This window comes from Ruegeria sp. CE9 (assembly GCF_056537425.1).
In genome coordinates, this window is the sequence record NZ_JBQFRO010000003.1 from 344,802 (window position 1) to 365,248 (window position 20,447).

The following is a 20,447-nucleotide window of genomic DNA, read 5'->3' on the forward strand; positions in this document are numbered from 1 at the left end:
TGTCACCAATGCACAGAAAGTCGACGTTGGCCGCTTTCGAGGTGGCCTAAAGCAGTCCACAGTTACCAATTTTGATGCTACCTGCAGCTGCGTCAGAGTGGCTGTTGTAAGGCCTCCAATTTGAGTAATAGCGGTTCTTGATTGATTAAGACTTGGACCCTATGAGCTTAGGCTACATTCCAGAAAGCCCAGCATTGGTGTTCAATAGAAACTGGCGGAAAATTGGGCTGCTCGCCGCACCAATACCTCGGGCGTTTTCCCCGACATCTGCAGCTTCTACAACTGGGGGAATCAAACCGCGTTTGTCTTGGTTGAGGAGGTAACGCCGAACCCGTGAGACCAACTCTTCCCGTATTTCAGGCGGGAATGCACCATCAATGAAAATCGCCTCAAAGTCGATAACCGCGCAAATGGATAGTGCGGCCTTGGCCAATTCCTGTGCTGTGGTACCGATCCATGGTTCGACGTAGCGAGAAATACTGCTCCAATCTTGCGGCTTCTTCCACAGTATACCTGGTTCGACGCCCGCTTCGATCAGCCGGTCCTCCAGCAGAAACAGCGAGGCAGTGTCGATCAGTTGCTGACTTTCACCCAAAGGGCCCGTTGTTCGCATCGCACCTAATGCACCGGCATTGCCTTGGTTGCCCTCAAATACGGTACCGTTCAACGCGACGCCTCCGCCAATCATTGAGCCGATGAAGAAATAGAAATAGTCTCGATACTCGGACCCGCGGCCATAAAGATGTTCGGCGTGACACGCGGCTGTCGCGTCATTGACGACAAAAACCGGAAGGTCACTGAATTTGGCGACTTCGGAAAAAAAGTTCACGTTTCTCCAGGATCTGAATTTTTGGGCCGCAAGCCCAGACAGGTCGTGCCACTTCCACAGCTCGAACGGTGTTCCGATTCCGATCCCGCATACACGGTCGCGAAGCTTCTGGGGTTCATTGGCCAGAAGCTCTTCCAATCCTTCCTCCAAAAACCCGAATACTGCTTCGGGCAGCGGGTAGTCATAAGTCGTCGAGAGCTGATGGCGCGGCTTACCGGTGAAGTCGATCAAAAGAAGATCGGCGCTGCGGCGACCGATCTTCATTCCCACCGACAGGATGCCTTCGGGATTGAGTTGCATGGGGATCGAAGGTTTCCCTACCTTGCCTCTTAAAGGCGTCCCACGTTTGAGAATCTCGTCCTTTTCGAGCTTACGCAGAATGATCGACACGGTCTGTGGTGACAGGCCTGTCAGCCGTGCAACATCAGCCCCTGCAGCAGGCCCATGCCGTTGTAAAACTGTCAAAATCAGGCGTTCGTTGTGGTCGCGAACACCGCTTTGGCTTACCCCGCCGGTTAGTATTTTCAACGCCTCTCTTTCCATGACACCAAACATAAACACCTTGTTTTCTTATGAAAAGATGTGTGGGTAAATTAATAAATAAACTTTATTTATTTATTGACACAGAGGCTAGAATCACAGTTTCTTGAATAGGACCTTCATTGGAGGATGGAGGTGCGTCCTGGCGTTATTCCGCGCAGGGCAACAACATTTTTCTGGGAGGACAATATGAGAAATCTACTCAAGCTCGCCGCATCCGCGACTGCGCTGACTTTGGCCGCCGCATCCGCACAAGCGGCTGGTGAAACCGTCTGCCTGATCACCAAGACCGACACCAACCCCTTCTTTGTCAAGATGAAGGAGGGCGCGACCGCCAAGGCAGAAGAGCTGGGCATGACGCTCAAGGCGTTTGCTGGCAAGGTTGATGGAGATCATGAAACTCAGGTCCAGGCCATTGAAACCTGCATTCTTGATGGCGCAAAAGGCATTCTGCTGACAGCATCCGATACCAGTTCGATCGTTCCTGCGGTCAAACAGGCGCGGGATGCGGGGCTTTTGGTCATTGCGCTGGACACGCCACTTAGCCCGATTGACTCGGCGGATGCGACATTCGCGACAGACAATTACAAGGCGGGTCTGCTGATCGGTCAATGGGCCAAAGCCAAAATGGGCGATGCCGCAGCCGATGCCAAGATCGCGACTCTGGATCTGAACGTCAGCCAGCCGACAGTCGACGTCCTGCGCAATCAGGGTTTCCTCGACGGGTTCGGCGTGGACCTGGCGGACCCGAACGTCATCGGTGACGAAACTGATGCGCGTCTGGTCGGCAGTGACGTGACCGACGGCAACGAAGAAGGCGGCCGCCGCGCCATGGAAAACCTTCTAGCCAAGGATTCATCCATCAACGTTGTTCACACGATCAATGAACCGGCCGCTGCTGGCGCATATGAGGCGTTGAAATCCATCGGGCGTGAAAACGACGTACTAATCGTTTCGGTCGACGGCGGGTGCCCCGGTGTCCAAAACGTCGAGGCCGGTGTGATCGGTGCAACAAGCCAGCAGTATCCGCTGTTGATGGCCTCGCTTGGTGTTGAGGCCGTGAAGAAATGGGCCGAAGAGGGCGTGAAGCCTGAAAACACACCCGGTAAAGACTTCTATGACACAGGCGTCGCGCTCATCACCGACCAACCGGTTGATGGGGTTGAATCGCTTTCGGTCGCAGAAGGCCTGAATCTCTGCTGGGGCTAAATGCAGCCCATTTAGGTGAGGCGCGCCGCAGCGCCTCATCAATCCTTTCACCAACAAACCGAAACTTCCTGTAAACTAAATTCGTGGACGCGATGCCAGCCACGAAAAGGGGGAGATATGTCTGAAGCAAACCAAAACGCCCAGGAATTCGAAGCTGCCGCCAACGCGTCAGAAACCGTTGCGGAGTTTGAAGATCACCGGCGTGGTGTTCTGGGGAAGTTGCAGCATCTTCTCCACGTCAATCCATCCTTTGTGCCACTGATCGTTTTGGTTGGCGCGATCGTAATTTTCGGCTTGCTGCTGGGGTCCAAATTCTTCTCCCCCTTTGCGATGACGCTGATCCTGCAGCAGGTTCAGATCGTGGGCATCGTGGCCGCAGCGCAAAGCCTTGTCATTCTGACCGCCGGCATCGACTTAAGCGTCGGAGCGATCATGGTGTTTTCATCCGTTATCATGGGTCAATTCACCTTTCGATACGGCATCCCCGTACCTGTTGCGGTCATGTGTGGACTGGCGATGGGAACGCTGATCGGGGCTCTCAACGGCTGGCTGGTCAGCCGCGTCAAGCTGCCGCCCTTTATTGTAACGCTCGGCATGTGGCAGATCGTTCTGGCGACAAACTTCCTGTATTCCGCCAACGAAACAATCCGCAGTCAGGATATCGAGGCCAACGCCCCGTTCCTGCAGTTCTTTGGCACGAAATTCAGCGTTGGTGGCGCGACCTTTACGGTCGGCGTGATATTCATGCTCGTTCTGATTTTCGTGCTGGCTTACGCGCTCAAACACACGGCCTGGGGCCGTCATGTCTATGCGGTGGGGGATGACCCCGAGGCCGCCGAACTATCCGGTGTGAACGTCCACAGAACGCTGATGTCGGTTTACATGTTGTCTGGACTAATCTGTGCCTTTGCAGGCTGGGCCCTGATCGGGCGCATCGGGTCGGTTTCACCTACATCCGGTCAATTGGCCAATATCGAAAGCATCACTGCGGTCGTGATTGGCGGTATCTCACTGTTCGGTGGGCGTGGCTCCATTCTGGGGTCCCTATTTGGGGCACTGATCGTCGGCGTCTTTACTCTGGGTCTCAGGCTTCTGGGAGCGGACGCACAGTGGACCTTCCTGCTTATCGGGCTTCTCATCATCGCAGCGGTCGCAGTCGACCAGTGGATCAGAAAGGTATCGGGCTAATGTCAGACACAACTCCAGTCGTCCAGGGTCGCGGGATCGTAAAGCGCTATGGCCACGTTACCGCCATCGACCATTCCGACTTTGAACTGCGCCAGGGGGAAATCCTGGCGGTGATCGGAGACAACGGCGCAGGCAAATCGTCCATCGTCAAGGCGATCTGCGGGGCAACAATCCCGGATGAGGGCGAGATCCTGATCGAAGGAAAAAAGGTCAATTTCACCTCTCCAATCGACGCCCGGAACATGGGTATCGAGATCGTCTATCAGCAGCTCGCCATGTCTCCTGCCTTATCAATTGCAGACAACATGTTCATGGGGCGCGAGATCCGCAAACAGGGTTTCATGGGCAAATACATGCGTAAACTTGATCGTCCAGCGATGGAGAAGTTCGCCCGTGAAAAACTGACCGAGCTTGGGCTGATGACTGTGCAGTCGATCAATCAGGCGGTTGAAACTCTCTCTGGTGGCCAACGCCAAGGTGTTGCGGTCGCTCGTGCTGCTGCGTTTGCAACCAAGTTTATCATCATGGACGAACCGACGGCTGCTTTGGGCGTAAAGGAAAGCCGCAAGGTACTTGAGCTGATCCAGGACGTGCGGGCGCGTGGTATTCCGATCATTCTGATCAGCCACAACATGCCGCATGTCTTCGAAGTCGCTGATCGCATCCATGTGCATCGGCTGGGCAAACGTCTTTGTACGATTGATCCAAAGGACTATACGATGTCCGACGCGGTGGCCTTCATGACCGGCGCCAAAGAACCCCCAAAAGAGGACGCAGCGTGATCAAACAGGATGCGGAACGGGTTTGCGAGCTGATCTTCTCTCGGAGGCAGGTTGGGGTTCGGGCGATTGTCGCAATCGCCGGCCCCCCTGCATCCGGAAAGTCGACTTTGGCAGAAACCGTCGTGCAATCGCTGAATGCGCAACAAAGCTCTGCGATTCCTTTAGCCACGTTAGTACCCATGGACGGTTATCATTTGGACAATCGCGTGTTGGAAACGCGAGGCTTGCTGTCCCGAAAGGGCGCGCCGGAAACCTTCGATGCAGTTGGGTTCTGCGCTGCAATCAGAGGGCTGCAATCCGCGCAGTATGAGTCCTTTCATCCTAAATTCGACCGCCAAATGGACTTGGCCATAGCGAATGCGATTGCCGTTCACCCGGAAACTCAGACTTTGGTCGTAGAAGGGAACTACCTTTTGATGAATAGCGACCCGTGGAGGACGCTGGCAGATGTTTACGCCGCAACGGTTTTTGTCTGCCCCACATTGGAAGAACTCGAAAACCGGCTACAGCATCGCTGGATCAAGCATAGCTTTGACCCGCAAACCGCGCTGCAACGTGCGAGAACGAACGATCTGCCCAACGCGGAACGCATCATCCGTGATAGCAGGAAAGCGGATCTCACACTGAGCCAGAACTACACCGAATTCGGGATGCGCTACGCGTTCTGAAGCCGTGCTTTGGATACACCCATCCGCCAAAGCAGCTACTCCGGGCGGGTTCAGGTGCAACCAAATCCACCCCATAATCGATGAGGAAAGCTCATGAAATTCTTCGTGGACACCGCAGAAGTAGACGAAATCAAAGACCTCATAGGCTTTGGATTGCTAGATGGTGTCACCACCAATCCAAGCCTGATTGCCAAGTCTGGCCGCGATTTCAAAGAAGTTATCGCCGAAATTTGCACCCTGACAGATACACCCGTGTCGGCAGAGGTTGCAGCCCTGGATACCACGGGGATGATCGCAGAGGGCGAGCACCTGGCGGCAATCGCAGACAACGTCGTTGTCAAACTGCCGCTGACATTGGATGGCCTCAGGGCCTGTGCTCATTTCAAAAGAGAAGGTATCAGAACAAATGTCACACTCTGCTTTTCACCCAATCAGGCTATATTGGCGGCAAAGGCCGGCGCTACCTATGTATCTCCTTTCATTGGCAGATTAGATGACATAAATCTGGACGGAGCTGATCTGATCCGTGATATCCGTAGCATTTACGATAACTATGGCATTGAAACTGAGATCATTGCGGCATCCATCAGAAGCCCCAATCATATTACAAAAGCGGCCTTGGCTGGATCAGATATAGCCACAATCCCCCCATCCGTTATCCGGAGATTGGTCATGCATCCATTGACCGATATCGGCATCGGGAAGTTTCTCAATGACTGGAAATCGACTGGGCAATCGATCCTTTGATGGATTGCCAACTTGACTGGGCAGGAACGACCTGTCCCAACTGATTTACCTCTTGGCGGTACTGCGGCATTTCGAGAAATAAGAACTCAAGGAGAATCTTTCTGCTTTGCCAAGGACGTCGAGCTTTGCGGAAAACCGTCGGAGCTCCTTATTATTGGCGGCATGAACACCGAGACAACAGCAGACCAATCTAAGGCCAATATTAGGGAAATGACTAGAGCCATTGGCGCGGTCGCGGCGAAAGTCCGATTTGGTCTTGGCAGCCGGGAGCTTTCATTTCATAGAGTCATCTTCCCGTGAACGTTCACATCACTCCCTTGCCAATTACTTTTGGCATCACTAGCGAATAACAGATTTAGGTCCGCCGTGTTTGTTGCCTCGGTCACAAAGTGCACAAAACGGACGTTCTGCTGGACAACTTTGGCAGCAGCGGTGTCCGAATTGCGGTCGTTTGTTGCGACTTGCTTGAACGTCTACTTTGCGGGACGGAGCCGACTTTTGCACACGCCGCCCTTGCTGACGCAGAAACCTCTCGCAGGTGCGGCACGCCATTTGTAGCATCGCAGAGGATTCCTCGTTTGCGGTCATTCATCGGCGCAAAATCCCGCAAAGTTCAAACCTCACTTTTGCCGCAAACGGGTCTGAACATCGAGGAGCGGACAAAGTCCGAGTTCGCTGCGGTTGCTCGAACGACAGCTGCTGGCGGGTTGCGACGACAACGCCCTGCTGGTCGGGCGGGAAAGGTACTTGCACTGCGATTACAAGATGCTTTGCTACCCGTCGCGAATGGAGACTAACGTACATCGGTCATCGTTGGGTGAGAATTCCGGTTCTTAAAATGTGGTTCTGGGTGCAACTTTCCTTATTCAAATAGGTGTTTTAGTCGTGCAATCAAACTTGCAAACTCCGCGTCTGAGATGTTTGCGCATTCGCTGGGCCTGGAAATTGTTCCTCTTCAGCAGATTTCCTGAACGCCGAAAGTGCAACTCGGCGGTGGTGTTTTATCTGTTCATATAGTGAATCGAGATCGCCAAAGGCGCGTGCATGGCGCGGGCTTTCGGGTTGCTCTCAGCATATGTCATTTTGAAAAAGATAGATAATGTCTGCACTGGGGCCCGATCCGAGCGAGGGTGTAATCAGAGATGTGCGGGCGGAAATCTCAGCCATTACTCGGTCACAGATAACTTCAGCCTCTACCGAAAAGGTTCCGGCATCTTCCATTGTGCGGAACGCATTCCAAAGCGCGATAGCCTCGTCTGCTGTTTCACCAGCGGCACGCAGGCCGCCCCGCCAAGTGGATTTGCGAGGAAGTAGGCCAAGATGACACATCACGGGGATATCTTCGCGCGCCAAAAGTTCAACAATGTGCGGCCCTCTTGCCGTGTAGATGCTGTCGGCACCATCCTTCATGGCCGCAAACACACCCTTATTGCTCCACCGCTTACAACGGTTGCAAGCGTCTTTGGGTGCCCACATTCACGATGGTCGTCGGACCACCGCAACCCATTGCAATTGATAAAATAATCTCACTCAGAACACGTCGGTTGTCGACCCTGGGCTTGCCATGGCTCTTCGGAAAGTAAGGCTGGAGAGCTTCATCTGTTCGTAAATCTACCAGAATAGATTGTTTGTGATACACCTCTGAATCTCAGAGTTTCGCAGTATGCGACCGGGACAGCGGCAACAAATTTTTTGGGTACAAAACCTTAGGCAATTTGTGGAAATCGTGTGATTTCGACCGCGTCCTCTCCCAGCTGACGTTGCGACCGCAATGCTACTTTAATTGCAGGATATCCGGAATGCACAGCTTTCGCTGTGCCGGCATTTGATCCGCACCGTCCGAACGCTTGAGCCGTTTTGGCCCTTCCTTTACTTTGACGTTCGGCTTAGTCATAGGGCCTTTTAACGTGACCGGCCACGGGCTGCGCGAAAGCGGCTTACCGATCTTGCGCGGTTGCAGGTTCAGGTCCAAGGCCTTGTCGGCTATGTTAACACCGCCAAAGACGACAACCTGCACCTGATCCGTTTCCAACGTGGTTTGCTTGGTCGTAATGTTGCCGTTGGAAATGCTAAGGGGTGCCCGCATACATACGATTGGCGCCACCTTCTGCTTTTCCTTGGAAAAAACCCAGGGCAAAACGCCCAGCCCCGCCAGATCCAACAACTGCGTTTCGATTGACCCGTCACGCATAGAAACCGTGGCACTGCCACTCATGGTACTGGCAAAGTGTTTGGCGGAATCGGTTCCTCCGGTCACCGAAAAATCCGCATAGATCGTTCCACTTGCACTCTTTTTGAAGTTCAGGTTGTGAAGGATGTCGTCCAACTGCCAACCACCGGCCTTGCCGGAAAGAGTCAGCAGATGCTCCTCATCAGAGAGATCCATCTGCCCGCTCAATTCAAACTGGGCCCCACCATATTCAAATGCCAGCGGACCTGCACGCAACTCATCGTCGTTGAGTGTCAGTTCACTGTGTAAGCTGCTGATACCTTTGGCGCCTTCGATATGCCGAAGGTCAATATCAACATCGACATCAATACCCGACAGAAGAATGGAACGCCCAATGGGTTTCAGCGTCACATCCCTCAATGCGCCGGGTTCATCGGCCTCGCCACTGGCGTCTTCGACATTGTCCTCTAAGCCGCCAAGCTTTCTCAATTGCGCTGCGGCCTGAACGATATCACGAAGTTGATTGATCTTAATCAGGTCACTTTCAATCGTGCCCCGCAGCACAGGATCGCTTGTCGCATCATCAAGATCGGCCTTTATGAGCAGTACGGACTCGGCGAGTTCGACATTGGCGTTTGCATTCCAATCGGTGCCTTCACTCTCCAAATTGATCCCAAAGCGCGCCCGCCCCGTTTCAACTGGGTCCAGCGACAATGCGGCCATCAGTTCTGCACCGGACGGAACGTCAACATCTATTGCCAGATTCAGGTTTTCGAAATTGAGGACATTCTCGACCGTGCCGTGCACCTCAAGGGACCAGACATCCGTTTCGCTCGTCTTGCCATCAAGGTTGGTCAGTGAAAGTTGATTGATGTCCCCGTTCAAATGAAAGTCGCCCGAAAACCGACCAAGCTGATCGTCTGGCCCCATGAGTTCGGGGGAGATCAAGCTGCTAGCTGGAATATCCATCAGACCTTCAGCTGATACGCCTTGCAATTGCAGCGCGTCATCAACTGATCCATTCAGAATGACAAATGGATCAGCCGGGTTCCCGATCCGCAGATTAATGTTTCCGACCCGCAAAGCACCGTCCGCCGTTCTGGAAAGTTCCGAAAACTTGACCGGCGGTGGCCCTTCACCAGCAGTGTCCAGTGTGAACCCGTTGGTTTTTATGACCATTTGCCGTTGAGGCACCTGCCCCGGCACGCTGTCCATAACCATATCAACCGCAATTAGCTTGAGGTCATAGCGAGATGCCGCAGGGGCCGGTTCCGCATCTTCGGGGTAAACTCGAATACGGGTTGTCAGCGACACATCTGCGGGGTTCCCCAACTCTCCGATTTGGCCCGTCAGCGAAAGGCTTTGCCCGCCATCCAATTCAGCCCATACACTCAGATCTTCGATCCGGGCTATACCATCAGCCGATTTGAAGGTTGCCGCCACATTGCCCGACCCTTCCAAAACGCGATCAAGTTTCAGTACGTCCAGAAGCTGTCCAAGTTCTGCAATCTCTACAGTCACCTTGGCCTGCAACCCGTTCTCTTGGGGGATCTGTTCAGCCGTAATCGATATCTGTTCGAAGTCCATCATCATCTGAAACGGGTCTTCCGCGGGGAATGTCCCGTTCAGATCAAAAGGCTCGCCATTTAGCGAACCGGTCCCAACGGCAGACGCGGTGTTCGTTTCCTCATCACGCGCCAGAACCAGATCCTTAAGCTGAAGATCCAGATCAAGTCCGTTCAGGCCGTTCTGGTACAGAATGGTGACGTCGGTCAGGTCAACTCGACGATCCGCCAGAATTCCGCCGAAAGAGGGATTCTTAGAATTCTCAGGCTTTTCGGTTTCCACCGTAGAAAGCGACTGCCAGTTCTCATTTCCGTCTTTGTCGGTGATCAGGTTCAGGTGAAAACCCGATATGGCAAGGTTGCTGAGCGACAGCTTGCTGTTCCAAAGATCGCGGGCAGAGATTTCGAACTCAATCGCGTCGATGGCCGCCAAATTCATGTCAGTCCCAGACGAACCGGGAAGCACCAGCCCCGCCGCCGAGACCTGCAGTTTCCGACCAAGACCCAAACGCACCTCGCCCTCAATCAAGACATCCTGACCAATTTTTTCAGAGATCAGGTTTTCAACGAAACCGGTCCTAAGCGAAGAAAACAAAGCCGAGGACAGGAACAGCCAAGCCGCCAAAACAGCAACAAACGCGATCGCGCAGCAAGTCAAAACGCCTTTGAAAATCAAACGCACGTTCTACTCCTTTGGTTTCGAAACACTGTGTGGCCAGGCCAATTCCAATTGCGACACTTGAATACGCGGCTCTGCGGATGTCCTGAGCACTGGGTGCGCCTGAAAGATAAGCTGCCAATTTCCAGTGACTTAATCAAACAGTAATCAACTTCGGCCGGTGTGAACAGTTGCCCTGTCGTGATGCCGGGCAGCACAGTACCAAAAACCGGAAACACCCGTCCTTTTGGGATTTTTGAAAACGAACAGTCATTTTACCGTGATCTTTCTGACGGTTCTGACGGCCAACCCGTCCCGGTTTCTCATATCATCAAACTAATGATATATACGATTTCTAATATATATGAGGAATCAATGAACTCACTGAAAAGAATTACACGGGGCATGGGTGTCGCCTTTCGGGACGGCCGGGTCAAAAGCCTGCTCGCTTTCACGCTCGGAATGATCCTCTGGGCATCCGTTTTCTACCACTATGTTGAAGGCTGGAGCTGGCTGGATTCCATCTATTTTTCTGTCGTGACAATCTCGACCGTAGGGTTTGGTGATTTTTCCCCTCAGACTGCAGCGGGGAAGATCTTTACGATGGTCTACATCATCGTGGGTCTGGGTATCTTTGTGGCCGCAGCGACCACAATCGCAAACACGATCCTGTCTCAGGGCGACGAATAGTCACCGACGAAAACACCAAAGCACTCACGTGCAGCGAGATCGCCATAAGGTTGAGTTCTAAATGACTAGGCTGATCACCGTCCAAGACGACGCAAGGGTCCAAACGAAGACCAAAGCCCGGAATACACAAAATATATTCATATTAGGATTTTTGAGTGTATTGTTAATAAAGTAACGGAGGGATGGAATGGAAAAGACACAGGACGCCAAGATCGTCGACCTCGCAATACGTTTGCTCTTTCTCGGGTTATTCCTTTACAGCGCATTGGTAATGGTCGCCCCCCTGGCAAGTGTGGTGATCTGGGCCACAATCCTTTGTGTGGCGCTTTATCCGGTATTCGATTGGCTTCAATCCAAGCTGGGCGGGCGAAAGTCGCTTGCCGCAACGATCTTAGTTTTGCTGGGCCTTGTGCTGACCTTGGGGCCAATTGCCACTGCAGTGTCGGGGGCTGCTGAACTTGGGTCCGAGTTTGCCGAACAGGCTGACAGCGGCGAATTGGAAATTCCACCTGCCCCGGACCGCATCAAGGACTTGCCCTTGGTCGGAGAAAGAATTGCCGAAGTATGGGGATTGTTTGAAAGGAATCTGGATGGTGCGCTTGCAAAATACGGGGCGCAGATTCTTGAGATCACCAAGTCGTTATTCGGAAAGGTTCTGGGCATCGGAATCGGGTTATTGGGTCTTGCCCTTTCGGTGTTGATCATGGGGGGCTTGTTCAGCCCCGGCCCGACGCTAGTGCAAGGTCTTCAGCGCTTTGCCAACCGTGTATTCGCGCCGCGAGGCGGCGAATTCGTGATGCTGGCAGGTGCGACGATCCGGAATGTGACCAAAGGTGTCATCGGTGTAGCGGCCATTCAAGCCGTGGTTGTCTGGATATTGCTGGCACTGTTCGGGATTTCATCTGCTGCGACACTGGCATTCATCTGCCTGATCCTCTCGATCATCCAGATCGGGCCGGGATTGGTTCTGTTACCGGTCATTATCTACGCATGGAGTTCGATGTCAGGCGGTGCGGCCCTGGCATTCACCATTCTAGCCATTCCCACAACGATAATGGACAGCTTCCTGCGGCCCGTCTTCATCTCAAAAGGCCTCGAAACGCCAATGCTGGTGATCTTGATCGGCGTTCTCGGCGGTATGATGGCCTATGGATTGATCGGCATTTTCATGGGACCGGTTCTGTTTGCCGTTTTCTACGAACTGTTCAAGGTTTGGATCGATGCCACGCCGGGAGGCAATGACGCTGAGGACGGAGCGGCGCAATGAGGAAAACAATATGGACTACTCTGGCAGTCATTTTGGTTCTTCTCGTCTGGTATCTGGTTGCTGATCGAAAAACACCATTTACGGGAAATGCCAGGGTCAAGGCCGTGGCAACCCAGATCGTCCCGCAAGTCACCGGAACGGTGATCGAGGTTTTGGTCGAAAATGGTCAGGTCGTCTCGGCCGGTGATGTACTGGTTCGGATCGACCCCAGGCCATACGAAATTGACCGCGACAAAGCCGAAGCGGACCTGGAAGCAGCAACACAAGAGGTTGGCGCTTCGTCAGCAGAGGTCAGCGCGGCACAGGCCAAACTGGCACGGGCGCAGAGTGATCTGGACACCATGCGCATACAGACAGAACGCGTTTTTGCGCTTGAAAAGAAAGGGCTGATTGCCGTCTCAAAAGCAGATGACGCGCGGGGTCAACTGGCGGAATCCGAGGCAAATTTTGAAAACGCCAAAGCAGATCTGGAAAAAGCCAAGCAGAGGCTGGGCGACGAGGGAATTGAAAACCCGAAGATTCAACGCGCGTTGGCAGCATTGGCGGATGCAGAGCTTAACCTTGAATGGACGGAACTGCGCGCCCCGGCAACGGGCGTGATCTCTAACCTGCTGATCGCACCCGGAACTTATGCCCGGTCCGGGCAGGACCTGCTGACCTTCTTGGATGCGACGGATGTCTGGATCGAGGCGTATTTCACCGAAAACAACCTGGGCCGGGCGTCGGTTGGGTCTCCTGTGGATGTGGTGCTGGACATGCATCCCGGCAAAATTGTTCCTGGCGTCATCGAAAGCTTTAGCGCAGCTGTTTCCCTAAGCGGCGGCGACACACCCGGCCAATTGGCCAGCCCACCAAGCACCAAAGGATTTCTGCGCGAACCCGAGCGTTTCCCGGTCCGTATCGTGCTGCCGGGTTACGAGGCCGGAAGCACCGAGGATGATCTGCGCTTTCAGCTCAACGGGCAAGCCGACGTGATCATGTACCTCAGCGACAGTTCTCTGCTGAACGCGGTAGGCCGCGCCTACATTCGCGTGGTTTCGATTCTGTCCTATGCGTACTGAGGATCGGCGCGCAGTACACAGGCTTGCGCTGGGTGTAACTGGCGTTTTCGGGCTAGGGCTGTTTCTGGGGTGGCCTCTGGCCGTTGTCGGAGCAGTGTTCACGGCCCTGTTTCTTCAGGCCCCAGCCGCATTACCACTGGCAGCCTTCGCGAAGCTGTTTGTGTTCTCGATTGGGTTGATGTTCATTTCCTTCCTGCTGTCATCTACCTTCGCGCCCTATCCTGTGGTTTTCCTCATTCTGGTGGCCATTGGGATTATCCTGTCGTTCATTTGGTCGGTATCCGGCGCAGGTGTTCTGCCCGGAGTCATCGCCCTGATGGGGGCATTGATGATCCCGAACCTTGCGCTGCAATCGCAGGATTTGGCCTTGGTGCTAGTATTCTGGATACCACTGAACCTGCTGTTTGCAGGGTTCGTTTCGACACTGATGTTTGTGGTGATACCAGCCGCACCCCTGACAGCTGCCGAGAAAAAAGCAGCATCGCCACCAGACTTTGACCCGCACCGCCGGATTGTCAGAATGTCACTTGTCACGGTTCCCTTTGCTTTGGCGTTTTTCGTGTCCGGCGCATCGGCGTTGCTGGTTCTGTTCTTTGTGGCACTTCTCAGCCAGCAGCTGGCGGCGATGCCTGCAGCGGGCAAAACCGTGGCCAAGGCTATGCTGACGGCAAACCTACTGGGTGCGGCAGTGTCGATCGTTTGCTACGAAATCAACGTCATTGCCCCGATTATTCTGACGCCAATTCTGCTGTGCTTTTTCTTTTGCATAACGCTTGGAGCACTCGGAAAATCTCAGGCTTCGCTCGCTGCGGCGGCCGGCTCGGCCCTGACGACGATGCTGATTGTCTATGGTGGATCGATTTCTCCGTTTTCGGATGAGGCCGACGTCAAAAGCATCACGCGCGTTCTGCAAGTCGCCAGTGCTGCGATTTTCGTGATCGTTGCTTATGTCGTGGTGGATGAGTTCTGGCCGGAAAAGAAACGGAATACGTCGACAAGCACCTGACAGAGAGTGCTGTCAGACTAATTCGAACACGTCTCGGTTTGCTGCGGAAACCGCGAACCTATCCCGAACAAAGTTGACGCCACTCGCTAAAAACGACGGCGCGGGTCAACTTAAAGGTGTCACGACTGGCTAGCGATCTTTCCTGATTGAACTGGTTGTAGACAGAGGAATGGACGCATGCGAATTTCTGCAAACTTCGCATGCGCCTGAAACGCTGCATCGCGCGTTCGCGTCGTCGAAACGGTAGGTGCGTATTCTCGACGCAGTTGTTTAGCCACCTTCTCGTCCTTTGTTTTTCGAGCGCGCTAATTTCTCTGATCGCAGACTTGTAAGAAGCGAAGTGATCTGTGACGATCTCTTCGGCGCAACCGCGCCGCTTCATCAATTTCTTGAGGAATTTCAGTGCTGCAGCTTTGTTTCGGCGTTTGGTGACAACGGCTTCCAGCACCTCACCTTCGTGATCAGCGGCCCGCCAAAGATAATGCCGTTTGCCATTGACCTTCACGAAAACCTCGTCCACGTGCCACTTCCATTTGGAGTATGCTCTCAATTGCTGAACACGCTTGCGTCTGATCTCAGCAGCAAACACCGGGGTAAACCTGTTCCACCAATATCGGACAGTTTCGCAGCTCACGTCGTTGCCTAACTCGTGCAGCATATCTTCAACATTCCGAAGCGAGAGTGGGAAACGGATGTAAAGCATCACCGCAAGGCGGATGATCTCTAGGCTGGTTTTGAAGTACTTGAATGAGGCAGAGCTGGTCCTGGACAAAAGCTACGCGACACCCCTGCCCCGCTCAACCAAAGTTCTTCTGACAAGACCTTTCAGGGCTCAACGAGGATGCATCGAAGTCGATGAATACGAGCTTATTCGCATAGACTATTTTCCCATGCTCATCGAGCCCGACACCGATACCAAGAGCGCGATGTTTGCCGAAAAAATGCTTCTTCTTCCAGCGTCGGCCGGCTGATTGAGTTCAACAGGTCTTCCAGGTCATCCTGAGACATGATCTTTCAGTTGCAGTTTGGGCTCGGAGCCACAGGTTCCGGTTTTCGTCAAGTGTTATGGTTGGATCTAAGGTTGCGGAAAGGTAACTTATCAATTGTGGGAATATCGAAATGACAGTGTGGGAAATCGCCTTCAATATTGCGGCCGTGGGAGCGACAAGCGTTCTTCTTCTTCATCTATGGCAGCTACTAAAAACTTGCGAGCGGGATCATTCAAACGACGCTGAACTCGTGAAACAGTTTAGGGACACCGCGCCATATGACATTCTCGAAGATCTTTTATCGAACAAGGAATAAACAACCAGGCTGACACTTACCACCTCCTGCAACATACTGTGCCAAAGCACTGGTGAATGCCGATTTGACGTGGCGCTCGCTATTTAAGCTTATTGATTTGGCACCATGAACTAAAATCCAGCAATTTTTTGTTTTTGACCGGTGGCGAGGAAACACCTCCCATCTGTCTTTTTACGGCACGAAAATCTCGAGTTCGAGTCCCAGTTTGTCGCCAATTAGATCGCAGTACTTGGATCATGCTCCGTCAATCGCGCCCAGAACCTTTGCCTGCCGGTCACGCAACCTTGCCCAACTGGCATAACATTACATGTCGTGATCCAGAGCATGTGCGCCGGATAAGCAAAAAAATACGATGGTTTTCCGCAGAATTTGGATAGACATGTTCAATGAAGAGGTTTGCCTCAGGTTTTCTTTCTGTCTTTCTTTCAGCCAAAGCCAATTGATGTCGGACCGTGACTAACCTTCGGTTTGCCATGGCAACCTTTGCAACACTAAGACGGGTATTTGCTCGAGCATGGATGTGCATTGACACAATAAACTGGGCGCGTCTGAACGCGCCCAGTTTCGTCAAGTCGCGACGTGAGATGCCTCTTTGTCCGGCGAGTATATGTCCAAGATGTTCCAGTGTCCGGTCGTTGGTGTTGGGTTGTTGATCATTGGCACATCGAGCACGGTTGGCTTGCCACTGGCGATTGCCGCTTCCAATGCGGGCAACAGTTCGTCGGCAGCGCTGAGTCTGTGCCCTTCCGCGCCGTAGGCTCGCGCTATGTCGGCATAGCCCGGTCCGTTTGCGGGTGCTGCGGCTGATCCGGGGAACGTGGTTCCATAGGTCAGACCATAGTGCGCTTTTTGAAGGCCGGCGATCGTTCCGAAGGCGTTGTTGTTCATAACCAGCCAGATGATGCCCAGATTAAGCTCGACCGCTGTCGCCAGCATTGACGGGTTTTGACCAAACCCGCCATCGCCAACGAGGCTAAGCACCACGCGATCCGGGGCTGCCAGTTTCGCGCCGATCGCGCCCGGAGGGCCAAAACCCATCGTCGCGAACCCGCCCGGCGTCAGTATTGAACCGGGTGTCAGGATATCGAATTGCTGTCCGACACCATTCTTGTTCCACCCAACGTCCGTGGTGATGATGGCATCCTCAGGCAGTGCCTTGCGGGTATCTGCCAGGATACGCTCGGGCATCATCGGAAAGGCCGATGAAGTCGCCATTTCCACGTTGCGCTCTTTAAAGTTGGTCCGGAATTCAGCAATTTTCTGTTCAAGCGCGGGGCGTTTGAAACCGCCCGGATACATCTCACGGGCAACCCGGTTGAGGACGCGCAACGCGGCCTTGGCATCCGCAACGACCCCGATCTCGGTGGGATAATTCCGGCCGATCTCCTGCGGTTCGATGTCGATATGAATGACCTTGGAACCGGGAATATTGAACGTGTAGCCGGGATACCAACTGGAGCAATCGGCCTCTTTGAACCTTGTACCGACAGCAAAGATATAGTCCGCGTTCAGGCAAGATTGGTTGACCAATTCGGTGCCCCAGAACCCGGTCATTCCCAGCACAAGCGGGTGGTCATCCCGCAGAGCGCCTTTGCCCATCAGTGAATGCGCAACGGGCAGCCCCATATGTTCGACGAATTCGCGCAATTCCTCACTAGCTTGGGCCAGAAGGATACCCCCGCCGACATAAGCAACCGGGTTTACGGCCTGCGCCAGTGCTTCAATGATTTCACGCGCGGTCTCGTCGTCAATCGACGGTTTCTTGAGCGCGCGCGTGTTGTCGCGGATACGGTCGAAACTGTCCGAGGGGATCACCTCAGAGAAGATATCCATGGGCACGTTGACCAACACCGGTCCGGGCTGGCCGCTTTCGGCAAGATGGAATGCTTTCTCCAGGATTTCGGCCATCAAGTCTGCCCGGTCCACCCGCCATGCACGTTTGACAAAGGGGCGATAGATCTCCCACTGGGCAGCGTCAGCGTGCAGGTTCACCTCCTGATGCGGATGCTTGCCGTAGTAATGCGTGGGAATGTCACCTGCGATCACGACCATGGGGATACAGTCCAGCGCCGCGTTGGCGACCCCAGTGGCGCAGTTTGTCAAACCTGGGGAGAGGTGAGACAAGACCACCGAGGCCTTGCCAGTCACGCGGGCATATGCATCCGCCGCGTGGCTGGCGATTTGTTCGTGTCGTACTGTGACGAAATCGATGGGACTTTCCGCCAGCGCAGCCAGAACCGCAATGTTCGTGTGCCCGCACAGGCCGAAAACGTGCTTGACCTCACGGCGTTCGAGAAAGTCAACGATATGTTCGGCAACGGTTTTGCCGTCCAGTTTCGCTCCGTCCATCACGCGACCTCCTGCCCGTAGAATTCACCGAACAGCTCCGGTTCCGAGGGACGATCCTCGGGGATCGGACGGCTGACCCAAGTGTAATTCATCATATGTTTCATGGTGACGTTTTCGTTGGTGATGTTGCCGCCCCAGATGCCGCAGCCCAGGCTGCTGGTCATTGGCATGCCATTGGTCCAGGCACCCGCGTTGGCCTTGGATTGAGGCTGTCGAACCATCATGCGGCTGACCGGAGCCAGACGCGCAAGCCGATCGATATGATCGTCGTTATGGCTATAGATCCCACAGGAATGACCCTTGCCTCCGGTGCTGTAGATCTGGCTGACCGTTTCCAGCGCGTCATCGAACGTGTCGAAGTGATAAAGCGCCATCAGCGTGGTCAGTTTCTCCTTGGAGAACTTGTGCTGCGGCCCGATTTGTCCCTGGTTTTCAACCATCAGAAACTTGCGATCTTCGGGGATGCTAAATCCGGCGACCTTGGCCGTTTGCTGCGGCGGACAGGCAATGGTCGGGAAGGTGCGGATGCCCTTTTCGTCCCACATGGCCGCTTCGAGCATGGCCTTCTCATCGTCCGAGCACAGGTACCCGCCTTCGGCTTCAAGAGCATTGACCATATCGTCGTAAACCGAGCGCTGGATGATAATGTTGCCGTCGGCGGAGCAACCGGACCCAAAATCAGAAGTCTTTGAAATACGCGTATTCTGCGCGGCGATGTCCAGATCTGCGGTCTCATCAATGACGATGGAAGAATTACCCGCGCCAACGCCGTAAGCCGGACGACCCGAACTGTAGGCCGCTTTGACCATGGGCTTGCCACCCGTCGCCAGCGTCAGATCACAGATTTCCATGAGATGCTGGGTGAGCGGGATCGACGGTTTGCGAATTGATTGAAACAGATCTTCGGGCGCACCGGCGGCACGGCAGGCTGCACGCATGACCTCGACCATTTCATAAGTCGTGTGAGCGGTGCGTGGATGCGGGCTGAAGATGACTGCATTCCGGGCGTTTGCGGCGGAAACACCGGTCACCGGTGGTGTCATCGCAGGATTGGTCATCGGGATCAGGGATGCGATGACGCCAGCAGGCTTGGCATATTTCACCAGTCCTTTTTCCTCATCCACCTCGACGATACCGGTCGATGGCATGCGCAAGACATCACGCAGCACCATGTGAATCTTGAACCGCTTTGCCGGACGTCCCGCACGATCTCCGATACCGCTTTCGTCCACGCCTTGCTGGGCCAGACGCGTGAAGGTTTTCTCGTTTCCTGCGTACCACGCAATGGCCTGAGACAGGCGGTCCAGTCTGTCCTGATCCCAATCTTCGATCTCGGCCATGGCAGCGCGGGCGCGTGCCAGCATATCGGCCGCCATATTGCGGTCGTTTTCAGTGAGCTCTTTGCCCATGATAATCCTCTTGGTGTTTTGGAATTGCTGCATCGGGCATACGGCGCTGTGACCGCGCCTCGCCGAATGTTCGCTTGGCGTGGCTGAGACAGCGACGCGCGTGTTCTTCATACCCCAACTCGGCAACGCGACTTTGGTTGGGCAGTTCGATGGAATAGTCGACGGGCGGCATCCGTTCGATGATGCCGGTGAAGTCAATCCAGCCTTCGCCGGGATAGAGCCGCGCATCGCGGGCCAGTTGGATCATGCCTTCACGCGTATCGGCGATGCCGGGCAGGCAATCAGAGATATGCAGGAAGTGGAACAGGTCAGAGGGGACGTGCAAAAGCTCTCCGAGATCAACGCGACTGAGGTGCAGATAAAGCGTATCGACCAGAATACCGCCATTCGGTTGATCAGAGGCGCGGACAATATCCAGGGCCTCATCCAGAGTGCGCAAGCGAGAGAAGCTTGGGAATTCCAAGTCCACTGTTAGCCCGTAGGGCGCGGCCAGTTCGCAGGTCTCAGAATAGACGTCGATCAGAAAGTCACGATCGTCGCGGGTGTTGGTCCACGCGCTCATGATCATGCGTTTAGCGCCCAATTCCCCACCGATCTCAAGAGAAGGCTCAAAACTGCGCGGATCGACATCTTCGGTGATGCGCGCAAGCTCGACATCGAGGACTTTCAAGCCGGTGGTAGTGAGAGCCGTTTTGGTGGCCTGCACCTGAGCCTTATCGATTGGGGATTGAGTGAATTCACCGGGCACATGCATCGGAATGAAGCGGGGGCTGACGGCATCGTAACCGGCCCGCGCGGCGATATAGACCAGCTCGGGCGGCGTACAGCCGATCAGCGTCAGATGCGCCAAGGAATAGAGAGAGGGGCTTGCGCCAGCCTCTTCGGGTTTCACCATGAACGACAGCTCCACGTGTCTGCGAATCTCTATTTCATCACACGTAGATAAAAATATCTGATATTTTTAAAAATATCAACTTTTAATAGTTAGCCGGAAATGAAAGCGC

16 protein-coding genes and 1 pseudogene are annotated in these 20,447 nt (G+C 54.1%); 9 read left to right on the forward strand and 8 right to left on the reverse strand.

Features of this window, described 5'->3' with window-relative positions:
- Positions 1 to 172: 172 nt before the first annotated feature.
- Positions 173 to 1,372: an ROK family transcriptional regulator gene (locus ACR0B3_RS08815; RefSeq protein ID WP_480808818.1), complete on the reverse strand. Its 1,200-nt coding sequence runs from the start codon at positions 1,370 to 1,372 to the stop codon at positions 173 to 175.
- 186 nt (positions 1,373 to 1,558) lie between these two features.
- On the opposite strand from ACR0B3_RS08815, the gene ACR0B3_RS08820 reads away from it, so the two are divergent.
- From ACR0B3_RS08820 to fsa, 5 genes are all read left to right on the forward strand, one after another.
- The gene (locus ACR0B3_RS08820; protein ID WP_170710128.1) at positions 1,559 to 2,578 is read left to right on the forward strand and encodes a sugar ABC transporter substrate-binding protein; all 1,020 of its coding nucleotides are present in this window, start codon (positions 1,559 to 1,561) and stop codon (positions 2,576 to 2,578) included.
- 117 nt (positions 2,579 to 2,695) lie between these two features.
- A complete protein-coding gene (locus ACR0B3_RS08825; RefSeq protein ID WP_480808730.1) occupies positions 2,696 to 3,766 on the forward strand; it encodes an ABC transporter permease in 1,071 nt (356 codons plus the stop codon).
- On the forward strand, positions 3,766 to 4,548 hold the full coding sequence (locus ACR0B3_RS08830) for an ATP-binding cassette domain-containing protein (RefSeq protein ID WP_480808731.1): 783 nt from the start codon (positions 3,766 to 3,768) through the stop codon (positions 4,546 to 4,548). Before ACR0B3_RS08825 ends, ACR0B3_RS08830 begins: the two co-directional genes overlap by 1 nt.
- A complete protein-coding gene (locus tag ACR0B3_RS08835) occupies positions 4,545 to 5,216 on the forward strand; it encodes a nucleoside/nucleotide kinase family protein (protein ID WP_480808732.1) in 672 nt (223 codons plus the stop codon). The genes ACR0B3_RS08830 and ACR0B3_RS08835 overlap by 4 nt, the downstream gene beginning before the upstream one ends.
- A gap of 93 nt (positions 5,217 to 5,309) precedes the next feature.
- Positions 5,310 to 5,963 carry a fructose-6-phosphate aldolase gene (gene fsa, locus ACR0B3_RS08840; protein WP_480808733.1) on the forward strand — a complete coding sequence of 218 codons (654 nt, stop codon included), beginning with the start codon at positions 5,310 to 5,312 and terminating at the stop codon, positions 5,961 to 5,963.
- Between the two features lie 1,068 nt (positions 5,964 to 7,031).
- Here fsa and ACR0B3_RS08845 read toward each other — a convergent pair.
- The 3 genes and pseudogenes from ACR0B3_RS08845 to ACR0B3_RS08855 form a co-directional block, all read right to left on the reverse strand.
- Complete coding sequence (locus tag ACR0B3_RS08845) at positions 7,032 to 7,373, reverse strand: 3-methyl-2-oxobutanoate hydroxymethyltransferase (RefSeq protein ID WP_480808819.1); 342 nt, start codon at positions 7,371 to 7,373, stop codon at positions 7,032 to 7,034.
- Positions 7,362 to 7,584: pseudogene (locus ACR0B3_RS08850) on the reverse strand (transposase); the annotation flags it as partial. The pseudogene ACR0B3_RS08850 and the gene ACR0B3_RS08845, both read right to left, overlap by 12 nt.
- Before the next feature lie 153 nt (positions 7,585 to 7,737).
- A complete protein-coding gene (locus ACR0B3_RS08855; RefSeq protein WP_480808734.1) occupies positions 7,738 to 10,380 on the reverse strand; it encodes an AsmA family protein in 2,643 nt (880 codons plus the stop codon).
- Between the two features lie 351 nt (positions 10,381 to 10,731).
- Between ACR0B3_RS08855 and ACR0B3_RS08860 the strand changes: the two genes are divergently transcribed.
- The 4 genes from ACR0B3_RS08860 (at position 10,732) to ACR0B3_RS08875 (ending at position 14,380) form a co-directional block, all read left to right on the forward strand.
- Complete coding sequence (locus ACR0B3_RS08860) at positions 10,732 to 11,046, forward strand: potassium channel family protein (protein ID WP_480808735.1); 315 nt, start codon at positions 10,732 to 10,734, stop codon at positions 11,044 to 11,046.
- 187 nt (positions 11,047 to 11,233) lie between these two features.
- A complete protein-coding gene (locus ACR0B3_RS08865; RefSeq protein WP_480808736.1) occupies positions 11,234 to 12,313 on the forward strand; it encodes an AI-2E family transporter in 1,080 nt (359 codons plus the stop codon).
- On the forward strand, positions 12,310 to 13,374 hold the full coding sequence (locus tag ACR0B3_RS08870; RefSeq protein WP_170623642.1) for an HlyD family secretion protein: 1,065 nt from the start codon (positions 12,310 to 12,312) through the stop codon (positions 13,372 to 13,374). The genes ACR0B3_RS08865 and ACR0B3_RS08870 overlap by 4 nt, the downstream gene beginning before the upstream one ends.
- Positions 13,364 to 14,380 (forward strand): DUF2955 domain-containing protein, encoded by a 1,017-nt coding sequence (locus ACR0B3_RS08875; RefSeq protein WP_480808737.1) that lies wholly within the window; start codon positions 13,364 to 13,366, stop codon positions 14,378 to 14,380. The genes ACR0B3_RS08870 and ACR0B3_RS08875 overlap by 11 nt, the downstream gene beginning before the upstream one ends.
- A gap of 58 nt (positions 14,381 to 14,438) precedes the next feature.
- Here the strand turns inward: ACR0B3_RS08875 and ACR0B3_RS08880 are convergent, their stop codons facing one another.
- From ACR0B3_RS08880 to ACR0B3_RS08895, 4 genes are all read right to left on the reverse strand, one after another.
- Complete coding sequence (locus ACR0B3_RS08880) at positions 14,439 to 15,152, reverse strand: IS6 family transposase (RefSeq protein WP_480808738.1); 714 nt, start codon at positions 15,150 to 15,152, stop codon at positions 14,439 to 14,441.
- A 1,100-nt stretch (positions 15,153 to 16,252) separates the two neighbouring features.
- The gene (locus ACR0B3_RS08885; protein ID WP_480808739.1) at positions 16,253 to 18,034 is read right to left on the reverse strand and encodes a thiamine pyrophosphate-binding protein; all 1,782 of its coding nucleotides are present in this window, start codon (positions 18,032 to 18,034) and stop codon (positions 16,253 to 16,255) included.
- Positions 18,034 to 19,443 (reverse strand): aldehyde dehydrogenase family protein, encoded by a 1,410-nt coding sequence (locus ACR0B3_RS08890; RefSeq protein ID WP_480808740.1) that lies wholly within the window; start codon positions 19,441 to 19,443, stop codon positions 18,034 to 18,036. Before ACR0B3_RS08890 ends, ACR0B3_RS08885 begins: the two co-directional genes overlap by 1 nt.
- The gene (locus ACR0B3_RS08895; RefSeq protein ID WP_480808741.1) at positions 19,424 to 20,338 is read right to left on the reverse strand and encodes a sugar phosphate isomerase/epimerase family protein; all 915 of its coding nucleotides are present in this window, start codon (positions 20,336 to 20,338) and stop codon (positions 19,424 to 19,426) included. Before ACR0B3_RS08895 ends, ACR0B3_RS08890 begins: the two co-directional genes overlap by 20 nt.
- Positions 20,339 to 20,447: the final 109 nt, after the last annotated feature.